Source organism: Mycobacterium sp. NPDC048908, from assembly GCF_043197955.1.
Lineage (GTDB): Bacteria > Actinomycetota > Actinomycetes > Mycobacteriales > Mycobacteriaceae > Mycobacterium.
Map to the genome: position 1 here is coordinate 759,255 of NZ_JBICUE010000002.1, position 23,685 is coordinate 782,939.

19 protein-coding genes and 1 pseudogene are annotated in these 23,685 nt (G+C 65.1%); 15 read left to right on the plus strand and 5 right to left on the minus strand.

Annotated features, from left to right (window positions below; genetic code table 11):
• Positions 1-252: 252 nt before the first annotated feature.
• The 3 genes from ACGFK1_RS08305 to ACGFK1_RS08315 are packed head-to-tail and all read left to right on the plus strand — an operon-like array spanning position 253 to position 3,601.
• Complete coding sequence (locus ACGFK1_RS08305; protein ID WP_393427746.1) at positions 253-528, plus strand: hypothetical protein; 276 nt, start codon at positions 253-255, stop codon at positions 526-528.
• Positions 529-542: 14 nt separating this feature from the next.
• Entirely contained in the window at positions 543-2,954 is a 2,412-nt protein-coding gene (locus ACGFK1_RS08310; protein WP_393427747.1) for a hypothetical protein, read from the plus strand.
• Positions 2,951-3,601, plus strand: a complete 651-nt coding sequence (locus ACGFK1_RS08315; RefSeq protein ID WP_393427748.1) for a hypothetical protein — start codon at positions 2,951-2,953, stop codon at positions 3,599-3,601. The genes ACGFK1_RS08310 and ACGFK1_RS08315 overlap by 4 nt, the downstream gene beginning before the upstream one ends.
• A gap of 123 nt (positions 3,602-3,724) precedes the next feature.
• Here the strand turns inward: ACGFK1_RS08315 and ACGFK1_RS08320 are convergent, their stop codons facing one another.
• Positions 3,725-4,234, minus strand: coding sequence for an ASCH domain-containing protein (locus ACGFK1_RS08320; RefSeq protein WP_393427749.1), 510 nt, complete (start codon positions 4,232-4,234; stop codon positions 3,725-3,727).
• A 175-nt stretch (positions 4,235-4,409) separates the two neighbouring features.
• Positions 4,410-10,277, minus strand: coding sequence for a MobF family relaxase (mobF, locus tag ACGFK1_RS08325; RefSeq protein WP_393427750.1), 5,868 nt, complete (start codon positions 10,275-10,277; stop codon positions 4,410-4,412).
• A gap of 353 nt (positions 10,278-10,630) precedes the next feature.
• Here mobF and ACGFK1_RS08330 point away from each other — a divergent pair, with 353 nt between their 5' ends.
• A complete protein-coding gene (locus ACGFK1_RS08330) occupies positions 10,631-11,059 on the plus strand; it encodes a hypothetical protein (RefSeq protein WP_393427751.1) in 429 nt (142 codons plus the stop codon).
• A 2,318-nt stretch (positions 11,060-13,377) separates the two neighbouring features.
• A pseudogene (locus ACGFK1_RS08335) lies at positions 13,378-13,524 on the plus strand (recombinase); the annotation flags it as partial.
• Positions 13,525-13,568: 44 nt separating this feature from the next.
• On the opposite strand, the gene ACGFK1_RS08340 reads toward ACGFK1_RS08335, so the two are convergent.
• Entirely contained in the window at positions 13,569-13,760 is a 192-nt protein-coding gene (locus tag ACGFK1_RS08340; protein ID WP_393427752.1) for a hypothetical protein, read from the minus strand.
• A gap of 197 nt (positions 13,761-13,957) precedes the next feature.
• On the opposite strand from ACGFK1_RS08340, the gene ACGFK1_RS08345 reads away from it, so the two are divergent.
• The 8 genes from ACGFK1_RS08345 to ACGFK1_RS08380 all read left to right on the plus strand — a co-directional run bounded on the left by ACGFK1_RS08345 (position 13,958) and on the right by ACGFK1_RS08380 (position 20,539).
• Entirely contained in the window at positions 13,958-14,437 is a 480-nt protein-coding gene (locus tag ACGFK1_RS08345; RefSeq protein WP_393427753.1) for a hypothetical protein, read from the plus strand.
• Positions 14,434-15,381 carry an FAD:protein FMN transferase gene (locus ACGFK1_RS08350; RefSeq protein ID WP_393427754.1) on the plus strand — a complete coding sequence of 316 codons (948 nt, stop codon included), beginning with the start codon at positions 14,434-14,436 and terminating at the stop codon, positions 15,379-15,381. The genes ACGFK1_RS08345 and ACGFK1_RS08350 overlap by 4 nt, the downstream gene beginning before the upstream one ends.
• A complete protein-coding gene (locus ACGFK1_RS08355) occupies positions 15,378-15,938 on the plus strand; it encodes a ferric reductase-like transmembrane domain-containing protein (protein WP_393427755.1) in 561 nt (186 codons plus the stop codon). Before ACGFK1_RS08350 ends, ACGFK1_RS08355 begins: the two co-directional genes overlap by 4 nt.
• Positions 15,935-17,152 (plus strand): NADH-ubiquinone oxidoreductase-F iron-sulfur binding region domain-containing protein, encoded by a 1,218-nt coding sequence (locus ACGFK1_RS08360; protein WP_393427756.1) that lies wholly within the window; start codon positions 15,935-15,937, stop codon positions 17,150-17,152. The genes ACGFK1_RS08355 and ACGFK1_RS08360 overlap by 4 nt, the downstream gene beginning before the upstream one ends.
• Positions 17,149-17,427, plus strand: coding sequence for a ferredoxin (locus ACGFK1_RS08365; protein WP_393427757.1), 279 nt, complete (start codon positions 17,149-17,151; stop codon positions 17,425-17,427). Before ACGFK1_RS08360 ends, ACGFK1_RS08365 begins: the two co-directional genes overlap by 4 nt.
• A gap of 103 nt (positions 17,428-17,530) precedes the next feature.
• On the plus strand, positions 17,531-18,211 hold the full coding sequence (locus tag ACGFK1_RS08370; RefSeq protein WP_393427758.1) for a response regulator transcription factor: 681 nt from the start codon (positions 17,531-17,533) through the stop codon (positions 18,209-18,211).
• Positions 18,212-18,213: 2 nt separating this feature from the next.
• Positions 18,214-19,431, plus strand: a complete 1,218-nt coding sequence (locus ACGFK1_RS08375; protein WP_393427759.1) for a sensor histidine kinase — start codon at positions 18,214-18,216, stop codon at positions 19,429-19,431.
• 115 nt (positions 19,432-19,546) lie between these two features.
• A complete protein-coding gene (locus tag ACGFK1_RS08380; protein ID WP_393427760.1) occupies positions 19,547-20,539 on the plus strand; it encodes an Acg family FMN-binding oxidoreductase in 993 nt (330 codons plus the stop codon).
• Here ACGFK1_RS08380 and ACGFK1_RS08385 read toward each other — a convergent pair.
• Both ACGFK1_RS08385 and ACGFK1_RS08390 read right to left on the minus strand, forming a co-directional pair.
• Positions 20,525-21,061, minus strand: a complete 537-nt coding sequence (locus tag ACGFK1_RS08385) for a GNAT family N-acetyltransferase (protein WP_393427761.1) — start codon at positions 21,059-21,061, stop codon at positions 20,525-20,527. The genes ACGFK1_RS08380 and ACGFK1_RS08385 overlap by 15 nt on opposite strands.
• 4 nt (positions 21,062-21,065) lie before the next feature.
• Positions 21,066-21,884 carry a universal stress protein gene (locus tag ACGFK1_RS08390; protein WP_393427762.1) on the minus strand — a complete coding sequence of 273 codons (819 nt, stop codon included), beginning with the start codon at positions 21,882-21,884 and terminating at the stop codon, positions 21,066-21,068.
• A 262-nt stretch (positions 21,885-22,146) separates the two neighbouring features.
• Here ACGFK1_RS08390 and ACGFK1_RS08395 point away from each other — a divergent pair, with 262 nt between their 5' ends.
• Together ACGFK1_RS08395 and ACGFK1_RS08400 are read left to right on the plus strand one after the other, a co-directional pair.
• The gene (locus tag ACGFK1_RS08395; RefSeq protein WP_393427763.1) at positions 22,147-22,743 is read left to right on the plus strand and encodes a hypothetical protein; all 597 of its coding nucleotides are present in this window, start codon (positions 22,147-22,149) and stop codon (positions 22,741-22,743) included.
• Between the two features lie 56 nt (positions 22,744-22,799).
• Positions 22,800-23,684, plus strand: coding sequence for a universal stress protein (locus tag ACGFK1_RS08400; RefSeq protein ID WP_393427764.1), 885 nt, complete (start codon positions 22,800-22,802; stop codon positions 23,682-23,684).
• Position 23,685 lies beyond the last annotated feature (1 nt).

The window sequence follows — 23,685 nt, forward strand, 5'->3', positions numbered from 1 at the left end:
CGATCCAATCACCGTCGCGGCTCTCACACGCGCGCAAGCCTCGGCGCTCGTCGAACTTGAGGCAATGCGGTCTGCGGTCGGCTCTTCTACGCCAGTCCAACTCGCTGAGGCCATCGCGGCGTATCGCAGCGGAGTCCTGGACACACTTGACGCTGATACGCGGCGGCTACCCGCTGCCATTTCCAACGCAGCATCTGACCGCGCGTCAGCGGCGGCAAGAAAAATCACTACCTTTTGCAAAGGAGAATGAGCATGCGGCGTATTGACCTTGACGCAGCGATGGCGCAATCGGCCAACATTGATGCACCGGTAGTGGGCGCTCCTACTGCGTCCAACACCACAACAACCCACGCCCTCTCGCAGGTTGTAGCCGACCTCGAAGTGGCCGCGCGTCAAGGAGCGTCCCTGGTATCAGCCGTAAATCAAAGGCTGACGTCCGGTTATTCCGCCCACCGGCAAGCAACTGCGACGCTGGTGCAGATCGACGCCGACAACGCCCAATCGCTGACCGCCGTCGGCCATCTTTGACGGCAGGTAGTTCTATGGCAGCGGTGGCTCATGCTGGCAGCGGCATAGCGAGTCTGATCGTTACACGCGACATCGAAATGCCTGATCCAGACCCTTTCACGCAGCTCGCAGCGGCGCACGCGGCGACAGCAGCACGACTGGAAGCTTCAGCAGAGCAGCTCCGCGTCGATAATCGAACACGTGAAACCGCCGCTCGCTCAACAGGATTTGAGATCGGACACCTCAAAATGAAGCAAGCAGAGATCGCGGCCGCCGGCGGGGCAGACTATTACGGGCGTCTGTCCGCAGCTGCGGGCTCTGTCGCCGCCGCGATCTCCGAGGTCGCCGCAGGACACACGGCCCTGATACTTCTCGCGGAGGCCGAACTGCATCGACCTAATGCTGACCAAGCGGAGATCATCCGCCGCTACCATGCTGCGGCACGGCGCAGTACCGAACTTGGTGTAGAAGCAATGGGTGCGGCGATCAAATCAGCAGTCAATGGCCTAGGCGCGCCCAATATTTCGGCACTGACTGCGATGGTCAGCGCCGGAGGCGCGCCTGCGTCGCCTCCGCTGATCGACGCCCTTGACAACAGCTCGGCAGACTACGGCCACCGTGGGGACAATGCCGAGCCAGGGCGACCCGGTGACGATGCGGGTGTCGCCCCAAATACTCGGCGTGAATACCAGGAGGGCAGCTCGCCGAGACATGGTGAGTCCGGCGAGTCCGGTGAAGCTTCAAGCTCCGGCAAAGACAACACGGACTTTGGTCATCGCGGCGAGTACGCAGTCTCCCCGCCACCTAAAGCTCCCTCCCGCCACGCGTCGGCGCTCGGTGATGGTGTGCCGTCGATACCTAGCATGGGCAATGGTGGCGGAATGGGCCCCGGTGGGATGCCGAGTATGCCTGGCGGTCTGGGTAGCGGCGGCGTGTCCGGTCTGTCGTCTAATCCGCTCACAGGTGGTTTAGGTGGGATGCCCGGTGCGGCAGGAGGATCGCAGGCTGTTGGTGGCGCGCCGGCGGCTGCTGGTGCGGGTTCTCCTGCGGCGGCGTTCTCTCGGGGCTTATACACGGGTGCCGGGATCGGCGGAGGGATGCCAGCGATGTCGCCGTCCGCTGCGAGTCAATCATCGGCGCTGTCGCCAGGCGGGTCTGCGGTGCCAGCTTCGCCGGTGTGGGCTGCGGCCGGCGGCGGTGTCTCGCCGGCGGCGGCTCAGCCGGGCGTGACGGCTCCCGCGGCCCCTGCCGGGGCTGGAATGGGTAGCGGCGCACCGATAATGCTGCCGCCTGGCTCGATGGGGCCACCGGCGGGCGCTGTGCCTCCACCGGCGGCGCCGACGATGTCGGCGGGAACGATTGTTGGTGGCAGCAATGCGCAATCCTCAGCGGCACCGCCGTCGAGTGCGGGAGGGGGTGCGACGCTGATCCCGGCAAGTGTGGTGGCTGCGGGGCAGACGGCGGCGGCGCGGGAGCGCCTGGAGTCGGCCGATGCGGCGGCCGCCAAGGAGTTGGCGTGGAAGCTTCAGTACGCCGCAGAGTGGGTGAACTACATTGGCATGGACTGGGCGGTCGGCGTTTTTCGGTCGCCGAGCGGGACCGAAATGGTGATCACGTCCAATGACGGTGCGAGCTTTATCCCGGCCGGTGTTTATGTTCCGCGCTCGGCTCGGGTCCTGGCCACAGATCCATTGGTGGACGGCCATTTTCGCCAACTGTGGTTCGGATGGCACGATCCGGCGCGGGTTCTCATCGAATATGCGCGTATCCGCTCCGAGACTGGCTGGCGGCTGGTGGCCGCGGCGACCACTGGCGCGGTAACCGTGCTGCGCGACGCGGGCGTGGAGCATCCGCCGTCATGCTCCCGCGACGTGAACCCGCTTCTTCGGCCGGGGGAGCGGCCCATCGCTCCGCCGACCCTGGATGGTCTGCACGTGCATCGGCTAAGCCTGTTGTGGCCTGACATGTATCCCAGGCTGCTGCGTGTGATGGAAGCCCATTCGCTGTATCAGGACCGCGTTGTCAATGCGGTGAGCGCCCTCATGCTCAACGCTGCGACCACCCAGGCGGTGGTCGTAGCCGAGGGCATTCCCGATGCGTTCCGGCGAATCTGGTCGATGCGCGGTTCGCCTATTGAACCGAGCGCACAGGAATGGGCCGAATACGACGCGCAGGCCCTGAAATTCAACATTTCCGGCGCGATGACGCGTCCCGGTTTCATGAGCGGCGGCAGAGACCCCAGCGAGACTGTCGACGATCTGCGCAAGTACCGGGCGCACTGGCTGGTTGCGCGAACAGCCGAAGTCATCGGCGGCTGGTCGACGCGACCACTGCCGCTACCCGACATGGTGTACGCCGCCACCGCAGTCGACATGGGGCATCACCGAGAATTGATAGAAGACGCGGTGCTGGGCGTCGAAGAGGATCTGGACCAAGAGCGCACATGACTAGTTCATATATCTGGGACCTTAAGCAGCAACGCGCGCGTCACCAATACGGGTTTGCACGGTACATGCGGCTCAAGCCGATTCTTATGGATGCACGCACGGGAACACTGGATCCGAGTTGGCGTCAACGCCTCTCGACGGCCATGTTTGGTGGCGCGCCAGAGACGGACTTTGAAGTCAGCAATCAGCTTGCCGCACATGATATTTCAACGATGGATATTCAGCCGTGGGAGCCGTACACCGGTAGGGGCTGGCGCACTGCGCTGGATGCTTGGTACGCAGCCCTTCTGGAGTTGAACGACTCTCGCGATCGGACGGAGCGTCCGATGCGCGGGAGCGAAGCCGATCCAGCTGAAATAGCTTTGAGGTTCTCCGAGGCGATCGCCCGCAATCCCGTGCTCACGGATTTCGCTAACCGGGCAGCTGAGGGCCGGCGCCGGTGGCGTGACTGGGAAGGAGCCTGGTACTACGCCGGTTTGGCCGCCGGGGGGCTGGAGGTCGATTGGCGTAGCTGGTACCGCGGCCGAATAGCGCTCTGGACGAACGGATTGTCAAGTCTTGAAGGCCCTTCGGCTATCGAAGAGCTGACCTCTCTAGAGCACGGCAACAAGGACCACATGCAATCACTACCCGCCTACTGGACATAACTGATATGCGGCCATGACCTCGCTCGCCAACACGCATGGCGATTAACCGAGTTCGGTGACGGGAGCGCGCTTGTGGGGGCTGCGGCCTCGGGTGTCACGTAACGGCCGAGTGACGCTCCAAAGTCAGACCAACTCGCGCTCAGCAGGCGCAACATACTCAACGTTGTCCAAATCCAGGTCGGGCAAGCGAACCCATGTCACCGCCCCGTTGGGGTGCCGGTAGGGCAACGGATGCCGGAACGATCGCGGACTGGTGAAAACGTAGGCGTAGGTCTTTCGGTATGGGAGCCCATTGCGCTGCAGTTCATCACGCTCCTCGGACGGCACCTCCGGTGAACTCACCAAGTCGTCAAGGTCAAGAGGTCCCAACACGCGAACCAGGTTCGCGATCCCATACGCCTTGCCAGTACCTTGCTTCACGATGACGACCGGCCCCCTAATCTGGGTTGGTCTGCCGCGGATCTCCCATATCTTCTGCCCATTCAACAGCTGCGTGGCATAGGGGTCGCGCACAATCAGGCCCCGCGGCCCGAACTCTCGCGCCCGGCCGGCCGGCTCTGCTCCGTGGTCCGACGGACGGACCCTATCCGCGTTCCCCGGAAACGGGCTCGGTGAACCATCCAAGCTCCGCATATTGTGATGGTAGGCCGGTCAGCGTTTCTCGGCAGCCCTCGCTGCGACGCCAAGCAATCTGGGGCCATTCAGCTAGTGCGCGAACGATCTCGGCGGGAACGACCGAGCCGGCGCCGAGGAACCACGGATGTGCATACCTGCGCGTTCATTGACCTGGAAACCTCATGCCGGGGATCTAGTCGTCGAAACCGAGTTCGCTGGCGGACAGGGTGTGGTCGGGTTCGTCGATGCCCGCGGTCGGTGTTCGCCAGCTCAGGGTGAGGTTGCGGCGGTGGGCGGCGCGGGCGGAACGGGCGGCGGTGTCGTATTCGGTGAGCAGCTCGCGCCACGGCTCGCTGAGCCGCGTGCGGCCGAGGCGGTCGGCCAGGGTGACCGCGGGTGTCGGCTCGTCGAGACGGAAGTCCTCGGCGGCCTGATTGTTGGCGGTTAGGGTGCTGGCCCAGGGAAGTGCGTTTAGCAGCCGCAGTGCCGGTGTGCTGGGGCCGTGGTGAGTGGTGGGGTCGATGATGATCGCGCGGGCGCCGGCATTCGCGGTGTGGTGGGCGATGCCGGCGAGGTGCGCTGGGTTGGTGTCGGCGGGGTCGTCGATGACGATGATCGTGCCGGGTGGGAGCGTCCACTGCTGATCGCTAATGCGTTGGTGCGCCTCGCCGATCGTGGTGAAGGTGTCGGCGAGATCTGCGATGCGCGCTGGGGTGGTCGCCTCGTCGGTAGTGCTGAGCCACAGCACTTTTCGGTCGTTGGCGTTGGCGGTGGCGCGAAGTGTTCGCAGCGCAGCGGTGGTGTCGGGATCGGTGACGTCGGCACGGGTATAGCCAAGCAGGTGGGGTTGAGCCGCCAGGGATTTGAGCCGGTCGGCGGTGTGGGGTTCGTGGGCCGCCAGAGTGGTTTCGGGGATGGCCAGCGGCGTGCGGTCGAAGTCGACGTGGCCGGCGGCGCGCAGAAGCTCCACCTCGGCTCGTGCCGAATCCAGCAGTGCTTCCAGGGTGACGGAGGTCGCGGTCTGGGCGGCAGCGAATGCGGTCGCCACGTCGCGGTCGGCGCGATCGATTTCGCGGCGCAAGGCTTGTCGGCGGTCGTGCAGTGCGGCGCGGGCCGCTAGGTCCGCGCGTTCGGCGTCGCCGCGCGCGGTGACGATGTCGTGTTCGGTGACGATCTTGTGGCCGTTGGCGGCCGCGGTGCGCTCGGCTTGCGCCTCGGCGAAGGCCTGCTGAAACTGCTGTGAGGGTGGCTGGTCGGGCAGGCGGCGGGTGTGAAAGGCCAGATCGGCTTGGGCGGAGGCGATGTCGAGGTCGTCGGCGTCGGGGTTTGCGTGAAGCGTGTCCAGTTGCGTGCGGGCGTGCTCGATCATGCGCAGGATGTCGTTGTAGTCGGCGTCGGCGTCGGCCCACTGCTCCATGACTGCGGTGACGGCGTGAGCGTACGGGCGGTCGGCATCGACCTGGCGGCGCATGCGTAGTAACTCGTCGGCGGCCGCACGCATGGCGGGACCATTTCCGTTGCGAATATCCGCGTCGAGTGTGTTGATTTCTTTACAGACGGTTCGATATTCGTCGCGCAGCGTGGTGAGCTTTTCCATGGTGATGCCCAATTCGGGTATAGGCCGGTTTGCTGACAAATCTTCGAATTGCAGGCCGTCGAATTCGTCGGGTGGATATTCGAACGCGTCCGGATCCGGCGGGGCGTCATCGAAGTAGTCGTCGAGTGCGGCGCGCTCGTCGGTGGTTGGGTAGGTGTCTTCGGGGTCGGGGGGAAGCAGATGTTCCTCGGCGGGGTCCGTCGGTGCGTCAGTGTCGTCGGGGGTTGGGATGTCGTCGAAGTCCACGCCGAGATGGGCCTGTAGGCGGTGGGTGAACGCATCGACGGTGTAGGTGATCAGCCGGGCGTAATCGCCGGGCGGGATCGGGTCGGCGTCGGCGCTGGCGTCGGCGAGGTGTTCGGCGGCGACGTTGAGCAGGTCGCGCGGTGTCCACTTTTGGGGATCGGCGGCGCTGATGGCGGCGACCAATCCGGGCCAGGCGGGATCTGAGGTGATGGTTTCGGCCAGGACAGATCCGAACACTGCGTCGACGTCGGCGATCCAGGCTGGGCGCAGCCGCGAGTGTGTGGTGGCCAGCGTGGCGGTCGGTGAGAGCGCGCCGGCGATGCGCCACCACAGTGCCGCTGCGGGTAGTTCGTCGGGAAGGGGGCCTTGGCGGGCGGCGGAGAGGATCATCTGGCGCAGGTCCGGTGTGGTGCGGGTGGCTTGGGCCAGGTGGGCGGCCAGCTGTGGCCAGTAGGCATCGGAGCGCAGGCGCGGGTCGATGGCGTCGATGACGTCGTTCCAGCGGGTGGTGTCGGCGCTGCGTCGTCCGATGCCGGCGGCGGCATGGCGTTGCAGTAGGGCTTGCACGGAGCGGGTCCGGACCGGGAATTGGCGTGCTCCGGTCAGTCGGGTGTCGGCTTCCTCGACACCGACGGCCGCGCGGAACACGGCGATTTCTGCGGTGAGCGCCCGGTTCACGGTGATCAGGGGTCGCGCCCAGGTTGGGGCGGTCGCGTTGGTCCAGCCCTGCGCGCGTTCGCGGATGGCGTCGGCGAGGGTGTCGACGAGTTGTTCGCGCCGGGCGAGGTAGTCGCCCCATTGGGGATCGCCGGCAAGGGCGGTCGGGATGGCGGGCAACCAGCGCAGCACCCCGACTCCGGAGGAGTGGGTTCCGGCTGGGTCGATGCGGTGATCGAGGACGGCGGCGGGGTCGGCGGCGTCGTCGACACTGCCGATGGCCAGGGCGTCGACCAGCAGCTGCTGGGGGTCTGCGCCGCTGAGGGCCAGCACGGCGAGATTGCGGCGCAGCACCGGCCAGGCTTCGCGCGTGCTCAACGTTGGGATCACCTCATCGGCGATGGCGTCGAGTCGGTCCCGGGCCCCGACGCCCAGCCGGTTCTCCGCCGCCGTGCCCAACGCGTCGTAGTACATGTCTGCGGCGGCCGCGAGTCGCGTGGCGGGGTCGGCGGCTTGGCGGGCGGCGGTCGTCGCCGAGACTTGGGCGCCGTCGCGGGCCAGCGTGCGGGTCAGGACGTCGACGGCGGTATCGGGGTGGGTGGCCTTCGGCGACAGCAGCCGGTGGGGGTCGCCCTCGGCGGTCGACAGGTAGAGGTGGTTTTCGTCGGTGGCCCGGGTCATTGCGACGTAGAGGGCCTGGCGGGTCAGCATGTCCGAGCCGACGATGTGGCAGGTGCCTTTGGTGTCGCGCCGGCCCGCGGTCAAGCCCTGGGCCGAATCGATGGTGGCCGCGTAGCCCAGCGTCACGTGCTCGGCGAGGTAGTCGGCGGGCAGGGTGACGATGCGCCCGGTGCGCAGATGGCGGGCTTTGAGGCTGCCATCGGTCATGACCTCGCTGATGGTGTAGCGGTAGCCGTTGCGAACGAAGTCGTTGCGCCCGATCGGGATCCACCGCGCGTTCTTTCGGGTGCGGATGGTGTCCCCGACGCTGGCAGTCAGCTGGTCGGCCAGCACCACGGTGGGGGCGCCCACGGCGGCGGGGTCGGCCGCGAGGCGGTCGGTGCGGGCGCGCGCGTTGAGCGCGTTGATCACGTCATTGGTGGGGGCCAGCAGGATGGAGTCTGCGCCGGCGGCCAGGTCGGTGCGCCACGCGTGGTAGGCCATGTCGGCGGCGGTGTCGTCGGTGCCGACATGGACGCGGTGATTGTCGATGTAGAAGCCGATCCCGGCCGGGTCGGCGTCGTGCAACGCCAGCCCGGCGGCAGCTTCGGCGGGAGACCGGAAGCGCACCACTTCGGACAAAGTGAGCGCGTCGGTGGCTTCGGCGATGTCGCGTAGCACGCCGCCGGCTGAGATCGACGACAGCTGACCGTCGTCACCGACGAGGCGCACACTGGCCCCTTTGCGTAGCGCGTCAGTGATCATCGCGTCCAGGCCGGCGGTGGCGGCCTTGCCGGCTTCGTCGACGACGATCAGCGTGTCGGGTCCGACCTTCTCGAACCACTTCGGTCGGCCGAGCGCCGCCTTGGTGGGGTCGGCCGACCACACGTACTTGTCGAGGGTGTCGGTGATCGCGCCGAGGTCCTCGCCGAGCAGCATCGCCGCGTCGGCGGTGGGGGCCAGGCCGATGACGTGACCGCCCGAGCTGCGCCAGGCGTGCGCAAGCGCGGCCATCGCGGTGGTCTTTCCGGTCCCAGCCGGGGCGAGCGCAAGCGCCACACGGCGTCCGCAGGTCGCCATCTCCGAGACCAGGGCGGCCTGGCCGGGGTTGAGCGTGCGGCCTCGGGCCGTCGAATCCGCCAGTGCCAGTTCGACATCGCCAGCGCTGGCCCGTCGACCGTCTTCGCGACCGACTGCGGCCAGGATGCGCCGCTCGGCGGCCAGCGTCGCCGCGCTGGTGTAGACCCCGACGCCGTGGCGGCTGTAGACACTGGCGCCATCGCGGCGACGCAACGCGCTTGGCTCACCCAGGTCGGTATCGCCGACGCGCGCGTGCGGCACCGAAAACGCATCGCCGAGTGCGGTATCGGTGAGGCGCTCGACGAGTGCGCCATCGTGCGCCAGACCGTGCGCGCGGACCATGCGTAGGGCTTCGGCGCGTACGTGGTGACGCTGCCATGTCGAGCGCGTCTCGCTGACCGTGGCGACTATCTCGCCAGCACGCGCCACGACCCAATCTGCATCGATCACCTGTGAACTTCGGGTGCGGCCGGTGCTGGCCAAGGTGTCGGCCAACATCTGATGCAAACCCTGGCGGCCTAGTACCTCCACCGCCTGCGTGCGCCATGTGTGGCGCTGCTCAGCCAGTGAGCGCGGCTCGTGTTTCGCCTCACGCGATTCCAGCGTCGCCTGCTGCGCCAGGGCGATGATTTCGACGTTGGTCGGCTCGCGCCCGTGGGCGGTCTGGAACTGCTTGGCGAGCTCGGCGGTGCGCGCCTCGATCGCCGCGCGTCGGCTCGACCACCGCGACATCAGTTCGGCCGACATTCCGTCGATCTCGCGCACCGGTCGCTTACCGCGTCCGCGGATCTGCTCGACGAACCGCACACCGAGGCTGGCGATCATGTGGGCTTCCAGGCGGGTGTTGTACAACTCCGAGGCAGCCACGGTGACGCGGTGCAGCGGTTGACCGTCGAGCGCCAGCCAGCGGCGCACGCCATTGGCGTCGATGTGAGACACCTTGTTGGACACCGCGACATGGGTGTGCAGGTCGGGGTCCCCGGCGCGAGAGTCACGGTGGGTGAAGGCCGCGGCGATGAGTCCTTCGGTGTCGACCTGGGCCACGCCGTTGGCGCCGGTGCGGGTGAATGCTGCGGAGTCCTGCAGCCACTCCAGCACGTCGGCCACCGCGGCGTCGTGGGCGGCCTCGATCTGTTGGGCCACCGACAGGGGGGCGATCGCCCATAGCGCCGATACCGATTTCACCGGTGAGAACGTCAGGTCATATCCGGCGACGGCGGTGGTACGGGCCCGGGTGTTTCGCGCGATGAATCCCGAGAGCTCCCGATCGTCGGCGGGAGGGCGGCCGAACTGTTCGCTGAACAGATTTACGGCCACACGGGTGCGGATCTGAGCGCGAACGTCGGCGGCAATATTGGCGTTCCAGTGCGCGCCGACTTCGGCGTTGTGGTCGCGGTAGGCCACCGCCAGGCGGCGGGCGAACTCCGGCTCGCCGTCGCGGACGAGGAACTTGCGTCCGAGCTGGCTGGAGTTCAACGCCTGGCGGGGCGGTAACCCGCGTCCGGCCGCATAGCCCATGATGCGGTCGGCGTTGGGATGCAGCCCCTCGCCGTAGAGGGCGCGCATCTGTTCCTCGCTGACTCCGGAGCCAGTCTCGACGGTCCAAATCTGTTCGCGCGCTTGGGCGCTGACCTCGCACCGGCCGGTATCGGACAGCGCGGCCAGGCCGCGGCCGATCCACTGCCCGGGCGCCTCGCCCTTGGCGGAGTAGTAGTCGGCGAGTGTGGAGCGGCCTCGTTCGGTGCTATCGGCGGCGGCGACCTGCCGCACCAGGTACAGGTATCCGTCCCCGGCGGTCAGCTTGTGCAGCGTCATCACCATGACGCGCACCCGAGCGCGCGCATGGGCCGCACGCTACGAACCCGACCGCCGCCAAAGCCACGACCAAACCGGGGACTCTTAAATAAATCTCAGGAAGCAGCACCTCAATGCAAGAGGTGTGTGGTGTCTGGACGGGGCTCAGGGAGGCGAGATGTGAGGGGCGTCTTATGGGAGTTGGGGTGCGGGCGCTGTGGAAGGCGGAAGGGGTGGAGGCCGTCGGCGAATGGTGGTGGCAGGCAGAGGAAAAACTGGTGAGGGACGAATGTGGCTGTGGTTGTGGGCCGGCGCCCGTGTCGCGTCCTAAGGTGCGGGCATGGCTGGGAATACCTCGAAGATGGAAAGCACGGCGACGAGTGCGTGAAGCGTTGGCGCGGATCAATGAGACCCGCGCTCAACGGGAACGGGCCATCGTGGATGACGCTGCGACGTTCGTGGTCGCGGTGGGCAAGTCCACCGAAGTCGATGAGTGGGAGTCTGAGCGCCTGGCGGTGGTCAGCGAATATGTGCGAGCGGAGGCGAACAGGAGACGCGCCGACTGCAGAGCGGAAGCGGCTGTGGCCATCGCGCGGATGCAGCAGCGGGGCGAAACGTTGGCGACGATCGCAGAGTTGGCAGGGCTGAGCATCGACAAGATCCGCGCCATGCTGCGGTACGCGCCGAAGCCAGACAGGCACGCGACAAGCGCCGGTTCGGGTGCACCAGTACGCGATGCCGAACGCGGGCAAGTTTCAACCCGGCTCCACGCTGGCGGCAACGCGGCCCTGTGCGACGCAGCGGTGTAGCGAAGACAGCGTGGGACGTCAGAGCGGGAGATTCTCATAGGTCGTGTTGACGCCGGCAGGCACATCGTCCTATTTGGCCGGACCGATGTCGGCGCATCTGGAGCCCGCGGCAAGGCTCGCACCTCGACGAGTGCGACACGACAGCCACACTCCGATTCGGGCGCAGTGGACCGGTTCGGCGATGCGATCGAGCGTGCGTCGGTGCGGTGCTGGGTGATGGTTCATGAGGCGCCGGATTCCGTTCCCGGGCGGTGACTTCCGGCAGGGGTGAATCGCGCTGCAAGCCTTTCGCTATGTGTGTCGTCGGCGGTGTTGGCGCCGTGGTTGTCAGTCCCGCGATCTAGGGTCTGCGGTGATCAAAGGCGTGGGACAGACGGGTTGCTTAGCGCACGTCGGTATGCGGCGAGAGCGCCCTGTTTCGCGGTCACGTCGTCTGCGGCCCAAGGTCTTCGCTGCGATATCTGGACGGTCGCGATTGGAGCCGATGGCCGCGGTCGCGTCGATGTCACGAGCTTGGGGATGGGCTGTGTCTACGGCCGCACCGCTACGCGCTTGCGAATCGCGAGCAGACTCGTCGCGGCGGGGGTACTGCTCTGCACAACAGCGCAACCCAGTGCGCGTCAAAGTCGCCGCCCACGGTGTTGTGAGCATGTCGTCTCGCGTTCATACGGCGACAAACGTGAAACCGATGGCGAGGATGCGTCGCGGTGTGGCGGGCCCCGATGCGCCGAGTCGATGCTAAGGCAGTGCGGCGCGAACAATCAGTGCCGCTGCGGGCGGGCCAGACGCAGCGTCTGGGACGCGGCCGCAGTGGGCGGCGATGATTGGCAACAAGCCGACTCGCGTGGGTCTGGCCGTGGTGATTGCGCACACGGTTCGGTGATCCCCAGAGACCCTCAGTCGCGCGGCACCGGGCAACCGTCCGGATGGAGATGGACCGTGTCTGTGCGTCTATGTGCTCAGGCACTGCTACAGCGGAATGTCCCGTTGGTCGCGCGTGTCGTTTGACGGATCTGGTGTGGTTTGGTTGCATGCTTGTCGTGGCCGTCCGGCGGCCAATCCGGTCATGCTGCACCGCCCCCACAGTCAGCATCAAGCGGATCAAGGAGACTGTCGAGCTCCACCGTCGCGATGAGTTCTAGTTCTATCCAGTTCGTTCGTGAAGCGCTATGGGCGGTATGCGCTTTAGGAGGATCTGGCGTGGCTGGAACATTTTTGCATTCGGTGCGTACCCGCGGCATGTACACGGGCGAGTCCCTGCGGTGGCTGATGGGTCATGCCAGCATCAGCCGCAGCACTCCGATCCCGGATGCTGCGGACTCTGGTCAGACACGGTTGGAGGCAGCTGTCTTTCGCGCACTTACGTCCTGCGGCGAGTACACACCGAATCCCGCAGGTGTTGTCAGGACACGCATCGTCGCGGACGGAACCACTGTCGTGCACGTGGACCCGAGGAGCGCCGGCTTCCCCAACGAGTACGAGCTGACACAACTGATAGCGGATAAGCTCCTGCCCTGTGCAGATCCTGACGGCGGATTGCAAGGTCAGGCAGGAGTCCGTGTTGCGGGCGTCGATCGCGCCGATCTTGCCCTCACATTCGTCGACACGTCAGCTAGAGTGACCCTGCGCGCGGCGCCAAAATCTCGGTGGAACAACGCAATCGAGACGTACCGGGAAAGCCTCGAACTAGCGGCATGCAAGCCGCTGTGGGACACCCCCCAGCCGACCGAAGAAGAGCGCTACTTCCTGGAGGCCCCGCGGTGGGGAATGCGGCCAGGAGTCGACTGGCTAGCCTCCGGGCTGTTGCGCCGCATAGCGCTTTACCGGACCTTCTGTTTGGCGTTCCACGTCTCGGCGTGGACGTTGGGTAATACGTGGAAGATCGAAATCGACACCGACCCGGTTCACGGCGCCGTTCACGGCCGCTTTCTTGCGGCAATCACGGACCCGGTGTACGGCTTGCCCCTTCGGGTTACAGATGCAACCTGCATGTGTGACACTCCGACTTGGCCCCCTGGCTCGGCGCAGAGGAATTGTTGGTACCACCTTGGCGCCATGAACGGAATGCCTGGGGATCTGCAGTTGAGATTCCGTCAGAAAAATCCACCCGCGAGACTACTCGACCGATTGCTTGCCGCCGGGGCTGATCCGGCGCGGGTCGGTCGTGCTGTACCTCCATCATCGAGCTCGTCAACGGGCGGCGGAAACTGACCCTTTCGACGGGTGGTTTCCAGCGGTCACTGCAACAAAACTAGAGCGCTGACTGATTGGCTCTCGAGTCGTTCTGGATTGAGCTCGCCGGCATTGGCCACCAAAGCGTGAAGGCGACAGCCGCCGGCGGTTCAGTTTTGAGCCCGCAGTGGTTCGCGCCGTTCCTGGCCGACCGTGGCACGCGCAAGCCATCGCCACACACCATAAAGGCCTACCGCCAGGACTTCGACGCGGTCGCAGCGCTCATCGTCGGCGGGTAGATGTGCGCATTAGATTGCGGGCGCGAAGACAACCACACTCAGGTCCAGCCGCGGTACTCGACGCAGATGCACGCGTTGTCGCCGTAGGACATGTCGTGACACGGGCCATGGCCCTTCGCCGCTTCTTCTCGAGCCTTGCCATGATCAGCTGGGTCGAGATGCACATGCAGGTCGTGATGTTGCTTCGCGTGACCGCAGACCCTGCAGTACTCCGTTATCAACTCGGTCATCTGTCAACCTTTCTCCGGATAGCGCGGACGCTATAGGCGGTGCGAGGTCTTCGTCAGATCTGATGGCCCTCAAGTTGAGGGGCCATTGGTCCCGAGTGCTCATCGGCATGGTTTCGGACCACGACACAGCCCAACGGATGGCTGAAGCAGTGCCAGTTCTTGGAACGTTCAAAGAAACGGATGCCAGCATCGCCGCTATGGACTCACCGCGTTCGGGATTCCGCCGGGCCGCCGCGACGTCATGGGCGTTGACTGCCGTCGGCATCGCGGGGGTCGCTGGCGCGTCTGCGCTTGCTTACGCCGATACGGTCAAGCCACTGCCGAGTGCAGCGCCCACCGACGAAAGCGAGCAGACACCGACAGGCGCCGAGCCCAGTTCAGATGCTCCTGCGGTGCCCGTCGTCACGACATCAGACGCATCACCGCCGCCTCCTACGACCACCGCTCCTGCCCCGGAGGCCACGCTGGAGACAACGGTCGATCAGGCCCCGGTGCGCACGTATACGCCCGAGCCGAACTACGTCCCTGACACGACTGTCGCGCAAGCACCGGTCACCCACCAGACTTCGGTGCCGACGGCTACAGCTCCGCGTACCACACAGCGCCGGTCCCTCACACCAACGACGGTGATGGCACCGAACTTCTCTCCCCGCATCTCACGATCTCGCGGGTCATGATCGCCATTAAGCAGCCTGGCGCAACGTCCACGGACGCTACGAGCATCGAATGGCAGCGGTGGAGCATGAATATGCAGATCGTCGTCACCGATCCTGAATGCGTGTGCGTCGCCCGTCGTGAGGTCGATTCCGAACTCGACGCCATTGAAGCCGCCGCCTCGCGTTTTCGCCCGGATTCCGAAATCAACACTCTCGTAATGTCTTCCGGCCGTCCCACCAAGGTCAGTGCAGTGCTTTCTGACCTGCTCGAGGCAGCGCTCACCGCTGCCCGGCTCACTGATGGTGATGTCGATCCCACGGTCGGCGCCGCCTTGATCGCACTCGGATACGACCGCGACTATGCCGGCGAGGATCACGCCCTCCCGTTCGATGTGTCCATGACGATTCCGGCGTCGTGGTCGATGATCACGTTGCACAATCGCGTCGCCACCGTGCCGCGCGGGATCGTGGTCGACCTGGGAGCGATCGCCAAGGCAGTCGCGGCTGACCGCTGCGCTCGGCGCACTCAGTTGGCCACCGGCAGTGGAGTGCTCATCAATCTGGGCGGCGACATCGCGACGGCTGGGACGGCGCCCGATGGTGGCTGGCAGTTATTGGTCCAGGACGACGATGGCGACCCCGCAAGCTCGATAGGGCTGCCAGGCGACGCCGCGTTGGCCACGTCAAGCACGGTGCGGCGACGATGGCGTCGCGGTGACGATCTCGTCCATCACATTCTCAACCCACGAACAGGCCGATCGGCGGATCCGGTGTGGCGCACAGTCAGTGTCGCGGCGCAAACCTGTTTCGCCGCCAACACTGTCAGCACTGCCGCGATCGTTCGCGGGTGGCAAGCGCTGGAATGGATTGCAGCCCTGGGCATGCCCGCGCGACTCGTGGACAGCGACATGGTCGTGCACACCGTCGGTGGCTGGCCCATCGCAGAGCCTGCAGGGTGCCCATGACCAACGAGGCATTGTGGGCCGTCGGCCGGGGCTTTGGAATCACGGCGCTTGCCTTTCTTACGGTCTCGGTGGCACTGGGTGTCGCCACGCGGTCGGGTCGCTCGTTGCTCGGCTTGCCGCGGTTCGCCGTTGCCGATGTCCATCGCTTCGCTGCGCTGGCCGGAACCGTGCTTGTCGTAGCGCACATGACGCTGCTGTTCTTAGACCCCTATGCCCAACTACGATTCGTCGACTTCGTCGTGCCGTTCCTCGGTGCCTTCCGACCGTTGTGGCAGGGGTTGGGAACCTTCGCATTTGACATGGTCGTGGTCGTGGTCCTGACCAGTCTGTTGCGACATCGCCTCGGGGTGCGGGCGTTTCGCGCCATCCACTGGATCACCTACGCGCTGTGGCCGATCGCGATGGCACACGCCGTGGGCAACGGAACGGACGTCTACCACCTGTGGTTTCTGGCATTCGCGGGCTGTTGCGTGCTGATCGTGGCCACCGCTCTGGTATGGCGGTTGCGGACCAACTTCACCGAGTACGCCGACGCGCGTGTATCCGGGCGCGCATGACGACGACCCAGGATCGCGCTCCGCGGCCACCGCAGATGCCGCGGCTGTTAGCGGCCGCCGGACCGGCACTAGCCGCACACCATCATCAGTTCGGCGCAATGCCCGAAATCAGTGGCCCCGAGCTGATTTCCGCACTCGATGCCGCCCAGCTCTCCGGACGCGGCGGCGCTGGCTTTCCCGCGGGTCGCAAGATCGCCTCCGTCACCGGCGGTAAGCCCGCGGTCGTGGCGAACGGCGCCGAAGGCGAACCGCTGAGTAGCAAAGACGCCATCCTTCTGACCGAAGCGCCGCACCTAGTTCTCGATGGACTCGATCTGGCAGCCAGAGCGGTTGGGGCTGACGACATCTTCCTGTATCTGCCCGCACACGTCGTGGCCGCGGTGACTCGCGCACTCGATGAGCGACGGGCAGCCCGCCTCGACCGGCGCCAACCGACAGTGGTCGAGGCGCCCAACACGTTCGTCGCGGGGGAAGAATCCGCATTGATAAGGCGAATCGAAGGCGGCCCAGCCTTACCGCGCGACCGCACAATCGTTACCGCGATTTCCGGGGTGCGCGGACGGCCGACGTTGGTCAACAACGTTGAAACACTGGCCCATATCGCGTTGATCGCACGATTCGGACCGGGCTGGTTTCGTTCCGTCGGCGACCGGGACGACCCAGGCAGCATGCTGGTCACGCTCTCAGGCGCGGTAACCAAAAGCGGTGTCGTCGAGGTGCCGACCGGCACTCTGTTGGCCGGCCTCATCGAACGCAGCGGAGCCACCGACCCGAAGGTCGTGCGCGCGGTCCTAGCCGGCGGCTACCACGGCACGTGGATCTCCGCCAGCGCGTTCGACACCACCCCGGCGTCGGGAGTGGGCATCGTCCACGCCTTGGGGAGGGGCGAGTGTGGACTCTCCCGCACGGCGGCGATCGCCGACTACCTCGCCAACGAAAGCGCGCGCCAATGCGGCCCGTGCCGCATTGGTCTCCCGCGTTTGGCGCATCTGCTCGACAAACTCGCGCATGGCCGGGTGGACAACACCTGCATCAGGGAGATCCACCGAGTTGTCAATCTCGTCGAAGGCCGGGGAGCGTGCCGACACCCCGATGGCACCGCGCGCATGATCCGCAGCGCTCTCGAGGTTTTCTCCGATGACATCGAGCACCACCGGCACCGGCGTTGCGCTGCTGTCGATGATCATCTCGCCACAGAAGCGACGGCGACATGAATGCCACCGGCAGCCCGCGGTCGCGACTGCATATCGACTGGACGCGTTGCGATGGACGCGGCCTGTGCACCGAGCTTCTCCCCGAGGTCCTGCGCCGCGACCCCTGGGGCTACCCGCTCGTGCGCGACGGGTCACGCGAGCCAGCTATCCCGGCCAGGGTGCTCGCCAACGCTCGCGCGGCCATCAGGCGATGCCCCCGACTCGCCTTGTCTCTGATCACATCACCGAAACCCGATGAGCTACAAACAAAAACATCAGACCGCCACCGGAGATGACCCCTCCCGAGGCACAAACAAGAAATCGGCCAGCGGCGCGCGAATATGGCGTCAAGAAATCTGTTTGCGGGCGCTACACAGCTTCGCGTGGCACTCTCGCTACGTGTCCACACCGCACCCCGAGCCAGCGCTGTTGCTGGTGGAGGACGACCGCGCGCTGAGCGCGATGCTCGCCGAGCTTTTCGCCGAGCAGGGCTACCACGTCGACACCGCCTTCGACAGCCAGCAAGGCCTGCACCGAGGACTCAGCGGTTCATATGACGCGATGATTGTCGATCGCGGCCTGCCGGTCATGGATGGATCCGCGCTCATCGCCCTGCTCCGCTCGCGAGGGGTTGTCACACCGGCGCTCCTTCTCACCGCACGCGGCTCGGTGGCCGACCGGGTCGAAGGTCTCGACGCGGGCGCACAGGACTACCTCGTCAAACCCTTCGAGATCCCCGAACTGCTGGCACGGGTCAGGGCACTGCTGCGACGCACAGACAACGCCGCGGCGACAGTGTGTGCCGGGAGTTTGCGGTTGGACAAGGTAAAGCGGCGCGTGGCCGGCGCCACGCCGACAGGCGAGGACGTGGAGCTCTCCGAGCGCGAGGCTTCGCTCCTGGCGGTGTTGATGTCGGCGCCAAGGCAGGTGTTCAGCCGCGCACAGCTACTCGATTTGGTGTTCAACGGTGCGGAGACACCCGGTGCGGTGGACTCCTACGTGCACTACCTGCGACGAAAACTCGGCAAGAAGGTCGTCCGCACCATCCACCGGACGGGCTACCAGTTCGGTCTCGAGTGACGATGTTGCCGACTCCCCCTTCGGATCTCACCGTTGTGCGACGCGCCGGACGCATCGCGGCCATCCAGGCGTCATTGGCATTGGCGGCGGTGCTGCTCGTCGTCGGGGCGGTGGTGTTTGTCGTCGACGTGCGTGTGCAGGACCGGCAGATCAGCGGCCAGCTGCAGGGTGTGGCGGCAACTGCCGACGACGCCAATGACCCACCCCCGGGCATGGAACTGGCGCTGCGCGACAACACGGGCAAAGTGTCGACCAGCGACGGCGGGCAGCCCGGCGTCGCTTTGCTCTCTGGCCCAACGGGTTTAATCGATATCACAAGCAACGGTAGGCACCTGCGTGCTCTTGTGATGGATCGATCCGAAGGTAGAGTCGTCGCGCTTCTCGATCTGGCGCCTTACCATGCTGGGCGAAATCGGCTGCTGCTGGCTATCGGGTTCGCGGAGTTGGCGGGCATCGTGGCTTCAGTCGCCGTCGTAGTACTTTTCACCCGCCGCTCGGTGCGCCCACTGGCCCAGGCGCTTTCGCTTCAGCGCCGGTTTGTGGCTGACGCCTCCCACGAGCTGCGAGCACCACTGACCGTATTGCACACCCGAGCACAGATGTTGGCCCATCGGGCCGGTACCGCTGATCTGGAGGAAGTGCAGAAGGACGCCGAAGCGCTGGTGCGTGACACCCGGGTGCTGAACGATATTGTCGACGATCTGCTCGCCTCGGCGACGATGACAAAGGGAAAGTTGGACGGTGATCGCGTCGACTTGTCCGTGATAGTCCGAATGGTGCGGGACAGCATGGCGCCCTACGCAAAATCGTTGGGCGTCACGATGAGATATGACGAAGCGGCTGACAACTCAGCAGGATTCGAGGTCATCGCATCCGAAGCTGCGCTGCGGCGGGCGTTGACCTCATTGGTGGATAACGCTCTCAGCCACGAACACCGAGGCGGCACCGTCGAGTTGCGCGTGCGCCGGGTGGGCTCACACGTGAGCGCGGCGGTCAGCGACGACGGGACTGGCATTGACCCCGAGACTATGGCGACCTTGTTTACGCGGTTTTCGCACGGGACCGAACACGCCGCGCATCACGGCCGGAAGCCGTACGGCATCGGCCTGGCTCTGGTGCGCGAGATCGCACAAGCCCACGGCGGAGACATCGCGGTGGAATCAAAGCAGGGCGAGGGAACGACCTTCACGCTGACTCTGCCGGCGGCGCCGGGCGACTAGTCGCTCTGAGGGGCGCTCCGTCGTGACCACCACCTCCTCGGCGGTTCCTCAAGTCCCCGAGCCCAGGGTCTTTGTGCTCTGCTCACACCAGGGCGCCGTCAGCCATTGTGGAGCCATGAGCAGCCATTTCCCAGACGTTGAGACCATTCGGTCCGCGCTGTCTCTGGCACTCCGAGCTCCGTCGGTGCACAACACGCAGCCGTGGCGATGGCGGGTCGGCGAGCACAGCCTGCATCTGTACTCGAACCCAGACCTGCACCTGCCTCATACGGATCCGGATACCCGGGACATGATGATCAGCTGTGGCGCTGCGCTGAATCATTGCGTAGTCGCCTTCGCCGCGCTGGGGTGGCAATCGAAGGTCCATCGGTTCCCAAATCCTTCCGAGCCTGACCATCTGGCCGCGATCGAGCTTCATCGGTATCCGGCAAATGACATGGATATTGCTTTAGCGGCTTCGATCCCGCGCCGTCGCACCGACCGGCGGTTCTACAGTTCATGGCCCGTACCGGAGGGCGACATCGCCTTGATGGGTGCGCGCGCGGCACGTGCGGGCGTCATGCTTCGCCGTGTCGACGGGCTCGCCAACCTCAAGCGGCTCGCGGCCGACGCAGCATTTCGGCACTCGACCGATTCTGACTACCTGGCCGAATTGTCCACATGGAGTGGACGATACGGGTCCCTGGCCGGGGTGCCTGCGCGCAACACTCCTGCGCCTGATCCGTCGGCTCCAATTCCCGCCAGGGCATTCGCGGGCCCCGTGCTAGCGCAAGCGCCTGGCTTTAGCGCGACCGAGGACAATGCCGTCGTCATAGCGCTGGGCACGGTCGAGGATGACGACATGGCGCGGCTGCGCGCGGGCGAGGTAACCAGCTTGGTGCTTCTGACAGCGACGGCACTGGGCCTGTCGAGTTGCCTGATCACTGAGCCGTTGGAGATTGCTGAAACGCGGGCTGCCGTGCAATCCGACGTCTTCGGCAGCGACGGCTACCCACAAGTGTTGTTGCGCATCGGTTGGGCGCCAGTGAACACGGATCCACTGCCGTCAACCCCGCGACGCGCGCTGTCGGAAGTGGTTGCGCAACTGGATGGTTCACCGTTCGGCTAGATCCGTCTCGGCATCCAAGTCGACTTCGATGTTCAAAACCGAACCGTCAAGCTGTCGCGTGCATGGCCACCCAGCATCCGCAAGCACTTGAAGCATGAGGTGGTTTTCCCAAAGCACGTCGGCGACGAATCGATGAAAGCCGTTGGCCTTGGCGATTTGCCCCAGACGGCGCAGCAGCGCGGTCCCCACGCCGCGCAGATGCTCTGCGTGCTCGACTACCACCGCGACTTCGGCGTCGCCGGGTTCTCGACACGCCACGTAATTTGCTACGCCCAACAACTTTCCGGCACTGAAAGCGCCAAGCGAGTATTGGCCATTCCTGGGTTCGGCGATTGATCGCGCCCAGCCATCCAAGCCCGCCGGATGCATCGCGAAGAAGCGAAGGTAACGTTCCTCGTCTGTCATTGATTCGTAAAGGTGCACTACTTCATCGGTATCGGCTGGTTGCAGCTGACGAAGTGAAATCACTGACCCGTCAACGAGTTCCGCGGCACAAGCTTGGTCGAGACGGTGTCCGCTCATCAGCTTAATGCATCACAAGCACGGAGCAGTTACCGTGCGCGAGCAATGGATGACTGTGGGGTCCGATGATGTGTGCGACATTGCCCGCGTCTTCGCCGCCGACGACTGCGAGTTGCACCGATATATTCTCCTGGGTGGCGGCCAGGAACCCGGTCATGCTGTCTCGTGTGGCGACAGGGTAGACGCGCACGTCTGGGTAATGCTTCTTCCACTTTTCGATTCGCCGGTCCAGTTCATCGTGCGGCATCTCGCCAAAGTCTTCTCGCCAGGCTCCGACCGCAAGGACGGGTGCATTCCGCAGTCGCGCCTCTTCCATTGCCTGTTCGATCACCGATTCGTTGTCTGCATGATCCTCGACTACAACGACGATCCAATCGGGTTCCGAAGCTGGCGGTTGGTGCGGTGACCGAATGATTGCCACTGGGCAATATGCCTTTTCGGCCAGACTCGCTGCTGTGGACCCCAATATCTCTTTGGCCACAGTGCCGATTCCAACTGAGCCGACACACACCATGGACGCGTCGCGCGACTCATTTATCAGCGCGGTGTCGGGTGATCCCCATATGACGTCGGTTTCAATCTTGACTGGCTTCCCAGTGGCCTCGACGACGGCACTCGCAGCGCGTAGCGACGACTCCGCGTACTGAACTTCGAGCCGGAAATCGGTTGCGGGCGTGTCAGGATGACCTTCGATGTGGGTGACGTGGACTATTCGTAGCGGAACGTCGCGGCTTATGGCCTCGTCGATGGCCCACTTGGCCGCATTGATCGCAGCGTAAGACCCGTCGACCCCGACTACGACCGGCGCAGAATTCGTCCACATGATCCAGCTCCCTCATCTCGATGCGCGATACGCCGCGCCCTTCATACCCAACGCTATTGGCTCAGGCAGCAGCAGAACCCGGGCCATAAGTCCCTGGTGCCACGCCGAAGGTCCATCACGGTCGGATCTGCGCCTTTGTGTAGTGGTCCCAGTGACATCCGTCCACGGACTGAGGGTCGTTGGGCCCTGGGGGCCGTCGCCGGCAGCGCGCACGATCAACGGGTGGTCCCGCGAAAGCGGAACTCATGACCGAGGAGACGTCATGGAAACCTTCACGATCGGCCTGCGCAGCCCTTGGTGGATTCGGGCCCTTGGTCGCAACAATCCGTTGGTGCGCCGCAGTGATCGCATAGAGGCCATGGCTGTCGCTATTGCCGTCATCGTCACCGTTTTCGCGATACCGATCGCGGGCGCCATCGGAACGTCCGTTCACGATGAACGCGCGGGGAGTTACGCCGCGGAAGCGCAGACACGGCATCAGCTGATCGCCACCGCGACCGAGAAGGGCCGAGTGGTCGTGCATTCGAGAAGCATCGATTTCAGTGCCGAAGCCGTATGGAGTGACGCGGGAAGAATCCATCGTGGCGTTGTCCGATGGTCTGAACCCGTGAACATCGGTGACAAACAGAGCATTTGGGTGAACAACGACGGTGAAAACGTTGCCCAGCCGTCGCCTCGCAGTCGAGCGGATGGTGATGCGATCGGCGTTGGGTTGCTCATTTGGCTGGGAGTAGCTGAAACTTCGGCGGCGATGCTGTACCTAGTCCGCCGTCGGCTCAACCGCTCGCGATATGCCCAGTGGGATCGCGAGATCAACGCCTCCCGTCACAACGACGGCTGGAGGAATCACCAATCATGACACCGACTGGACACACGTTGCCGGCCCAACCGGCCACACAACGTCAGGAGATACCCATGCCCACAACCAATCACGGCATCATCGTCGGCGTTGATGGTTCGCCCGCCTCAAGGGTCGCCGTCGACTGGGCTGCCCGAGAAGCATCGTTACGGAACATTCCTCTGACACTCATCCATGTCATTCCATGGGCCACGTTGGGGATGTGGCCCGGGTTGCCCATGCCCGATGATCTCGAAGCGCAGTTTGAAAAGCAGGGCCGCGAGGTCCTGAGTAATGCAGTCCGAACGGTCGAGGACGCGACCAAGAGATCGGGTTCGATTCAGGTCGACACGGAGCTGGTGACTGCCGCCGTGGTGCCCACCCTTGTCGACTGGTCCAAAGGGGCCGCCATGATTGTTGTCGGCTGCCGCGGTCTTGGCGCAATCGGCCGGCGACTGCTCGGCTCGGTCAGTTCGAGTCTCATCCTTCATGCCCACTGCCCAGTCGCCGTCATCCATGACGAAGATCCGCTGATGCCAACGCCTGCGGTGGCACCCGTCGTGGTGGGTATAGATGGTTCACCGGCCTCCGAGTCGGCGACCGCACTCGCCTTCGATGAGGCGTCACGTCGCGGTGTCGAACTCGTCGCCGTCCACGCGTGGAGCGACTTCGCAGTCTCCGAATTGCCTGGCATCGAATGGTCAGATGTGCAAAAGCAGGCCGAAGAGACGCTGGCCGAGCGCTTGGCCGGATACCAAGAGCGCTACCCCGACGTCACAGTCCGGCGCGTGGTAGTCCTCGATCGACCGGCGCACCAGCTGCTCAAGCAATCCGAGTCTGCGCAACTGACGGTCGTTGGCAGCCACGGTCGTGGCGGATTCGCCGGGATGCTGCTCGGTTCCGTCAGTTCGGCGGTGGCCGAGTCGGCCCGGATGCCGGTGATCGTTACCCGTCCGTCCTGAC

Excerpts from the sequence above, each read along its gene's own strand:
- ACGFK1_RS08305 (WP_393427746.1), top strand. The coding sequence starts at position 253 with ATGCGGCGTATTGACCTTGACGCAGCGATGGCGCAATCGGCCAACATT.
- ACGFK1_RS08310 (WP_393427747.1), top strand. The coding sequence starts at position 543 with ATGGCAGCGGTGGCTCATGCTGGCAGCGGCATAGCGAGTCTGATCGTT.
- ACGFK1_RS08315 (WP_393427748.1), top strand. The coding sequence starts at position 2,951 with ATGACTAGTTCATATATCTGGGACCTTAAGCAGCAACGCGCGCGTCAC.
- ACGFK1_RS08320 (WP_393427749.1), bottom strand. The coding sequence starts at position 4,234 with ATGCGGAGCTTGGATGGTTCACCGAGCCCGTTTCCGGGGAACGCGGAT.
- mobF (WP_393427750.1), bottom strand. The coding sequence starts at position 10,277 with ATGGTGATGACGCTGCACAAGCTGACCGCCGGGGACGGATACCTGTAC.
- ACGFK1_RS08340 (WP_393427752.1), bottom strand. The coding sequence starts at position 13,760 with ATGACCGAGTTGATAACGGAGTACTGCAGGGTCTGCGGTCACGCGAAG.
- ACGFK1_RS08345 (WP_393427753.1), top strand. The coding sequence starts at position 13,958 with ATGGACTCACCGCGTTCGGGATTCCGCCGGGCCGCCGCGACGTCATGG.
- ACGFK1_RS08350 (WP_393427754.1), top strand. The coding sequence starts at position 14,434 with ATGATCGCCATTAAGCAGCCTGGCGCAACGTCCACGGACGCTACGAGC.
- ACGFK1_RS08355 (WP_393427755.1), top strand. The coding sequence starts at position 15,378 with ATGACCAACGAGGCATTGTGGGCCGTCGGCCGGGGCTTTGGAATCACG.
- ACGFK1_RS08360 (WP_393427756.1), top strand. The coding sequence starts at position 15,935 with ATGACGACGACCCAGGATCGCGCTCCGCGGCCACCGCAGATGCCGCGG.
- ACGFK1_RS08365 (WP_393427757.1), top strand. The coding sequence starts at position 17,149 with ATGAATGCCACCGGCAGCCCGCGGTCGCGACTGCATATCGACTGGACG.
- ACGFK1_RS08375 (WP_393427759.1), top strand. The coding sequence starts at position 18,214 with ATGTTGCCGACTCCCCCTTCGGATCTCACCGTTGTGCGACGCGCCGGA.
- ACGFK1_RS08380 (WP_393427760.1), top strand. The coding sequence starts at position 19,547 with ATGAGCAGCCATTTCCCAGACGTTGAGACCATTCGGTCCGCGCTGTCT.
- ACGFK1_RS08385 (WP_393427761.1), bottom strand. The coding sequence starts at position 21,061 with ATGAGCGGACACCGTCTCGACCAAGCTTGTGCCGCGGAACTCGTTGAC.
- ACGFK1_RS08390 (WP_393427762.1), bottom strand. The coding sequence starts at position 21,884 with ATGTGGACGAATTCTGCGCCGGTCGTAGTCGGGGTCGACGGGTCTTAC.
- ACGFK1_RS08395 (WP_393427763.1), top strand. The coding sequence starts at position 22,147 with ATGGAAACCTTCACGATCGGCCTGCGCAGCCCTTGGTGGATTCGGGCC.
- ACGFK1_RS08400 (WP_393427764.1), top strand. The coding sequence starts at position 22,800 with ATGCCCACAACCAATCACGGCATCATCGTCGGCGTTGATGGTTCGCCC.